The sequence below is a fragment of the Stenotrophomonas sp. 05L44_2 genome (genome assembly GCF_056665995.1).
The window spans coordinates 1-2,142 of sequence record NZ_JBFTNR010000711.1 but is presented as its reverse complement, the minus strand read 5'-3'; the positions used below and the strand labels follow the sequence as shown (position 1 = coordinate 2,142).

Annotated in this window: 2 protein-coding genes; both read right to left on the bottom strand. The window is 67.6% G+C overall.

All coding sequences use genetic code 11. The features are described 5' to 3' along the window. Nucleotides 1-183 precede the first annotated feature (183 nt). Entirely contained in the window at nt 184-1,344 is a 1,161-nt protein-coding gene (locus tag AC1VAN_RS19655) for an MFS transporter (RefSeq protein WP_442252088.1), read from the bottom strand. Between the two features lie 275 nt (nt 1,345-1,619). Next, a partial coding sequence (locus AC1VAN_RS19650; protein ID WP_480986520.1) for a TerC family protein occupies nt 1,620-2,142 on the bottom strand: 523 nt, incomplete at its 5' end.

Sequence of the window (2,142 nt, the reverse complement as noted above, 5' to 3'; positions counted from 1 at the left end):
GCGGGGGCGTGAGCGCCATGGATGGCGCGACCGAGCTTACATGGACGTACTTGCAGCGTCCCCCGCAAGCTGACCCACCCCGCCATCCCACGGAATGCCCGCCGTTGCTGTTGAGGTTGCCGGCCAGCGGCCGGCACTACCGCCTCTGCGGGTGCAGGGCGCAGCCCTGCCGGAACTCGTCCCTCAGCAAGCCTCAGCCACCGGCGCGCGTGCCCGCCCCAGCCATGCCAGCAGCAGCGCCGACGCTGCCAGCAGGCCACCGGCCACCGGAATCGCCGCGTACCCCAGCCCCAGGCTGATCACCGCACCACCCAGCGCCGCGCCCAGTGCATTGCCGAGGTTGAAAGCACCGACGTTGATCGACGACGCCAGACCCGGCGCCTCGCTGGCCGCCTGCATCACCCGGATCTGCAACGGCGGCACGATCGCGAAGGTCGCCGCACCGAACAGCAGTACACCCAGCGCTGCAGTCGCGTGGCTCATGAAAGCCAGCGGCAGCACGAACATCAGCACCGCAAGTACCGCCAGCAGGATCCGGGTGGCGCCGTCCAGCGACCAGTCGGCCATGCGGCCGCCAATACCGTTGCCGAAGGTAAAGCCGATGCCGATCAATGCCAGCGACAGCGCGATGAAGGCATTCGACGCACCGGTCAGTTCAGTCAGCACCGGCGCCACGTAGGTGTAGAGGGTGAACATCGCACCTGCACCCAGCACCGTAGTGGCCATCGCCAGCAGCACCTGCGGCTGCATGATCGATTTCAGTTCACGCCGGACATCCGGGCGCGCGCCCGCGGCCGACGGCGGCAGTGCCATGGCCAACGCGCTGATCGCAACCACACCGAGTACGGCGGTGCCGGCAAAGGCCAGGCGCCAGCCCAGCTGCTGGCCGACCCAGGTCGCCAGCGGCACGCCACCGATGTTGGCGATGGTCAGGCCCATGAACATCGTCGCCACCGCCGCGGCCTGCTTCTCCTTCGGCACCAGGCTGGCGGCGACCACCGCGCCGATGCCGAAGAACGCACCGTGATTGAGGCTGGTCACCAGCCGTGACAGCAGCAGCAGGCCGTAGTTCGGGGCCAGCGCCGACAGCAGGTTGCCGATGACGAAGATCGACATCAGCAGCATCAGCGCGGTGCGCTTGCCGAAGCGTCCCATCAGCAGGGTCATCACCGGTGCGCCCAGCATCACGCCCACCGCATAGGCGGTGATCAGCATGCCGGCGGTGGGGATGCTGACCCCCACGCCGTTGGCGATGACCGGCAGCAGGCCCATCGGCGTGAACTCGGTGGTGCCAATGGCGAAGGCGCCGACGGCGAGGGCCAGCAATGCGGCTCTGGAATTCATGGGGATTGCCTGCGTGGGGGCAGGCCCTGTGGAAAATGAGCGCGTAGCCTGCGCGCTTTGCCGGCCGGGAGTAAGCCACTACGCGGGAAAACAGTGTTGATCCCGATTCACAAGTGGAAGGTGCAAGCCGGCATTGCGGGAAGAAGCCCCGCCGCGCATCGCCCGGCGCTACCGGAACGGGCCCACGCTTGGGTAGCGCCGGGCCATGCCCGGCGAGCGCAGCGGCGACTGAAACGCAGAACCCCCGGCCGGGCCGGGGGTTCTGTCTCGCTTGCTTACCAGTCGCCGGCGCCCGGCACGTGGTGTTCGCGTGCGCGGCGGCGCATCAGCAGGTTCAGCCACTCCACCAGCACCGAGAAGCCCATCGCGGCGTAGATGTAGGGCTTGGGCACGTGCACGTCCAGGCCGTCCAGGATCAGCACCGCGCCGATCAGCAGGATGAAGGCCAGGGCCAGCATCTTCACGGTCGGGTTGGCATCGATGAAGCGGCCCAGCGGATTGGCCGCCAGCAGCATCACCGCCACCGACAACAGGATCGCCGCCACCATCACCGGCACGTGGTCGGCGATGCCGACAGCGGTGATCACCGAGTCCAGCGAGAACACGATGTCGATGACCGCGATCTGCGCGATCACGTAGCCGAACACGGCCGAGGTCTTGGTGGTGGTCGGGTCCTCGTCCTCGCCACCGGTGATCATCTCCTTGATCTCCATCCAGCCCTTGATGATCAGGAACAGGCCACCGACGATCAGCACCAGGTCGCGGATGGAGATGCCCATGCCGGCCACGGTGAACAGG

Coding starts and splice junctions, on each gene's coding strand:
- AC1VAN_RS19655 (WP_442252088.1), bottom strand. CDS start 1,344: ATGAATTCCAGAGCCGCATTGCTGGCCCTCGCCGTCGGCGCCTTCGCC.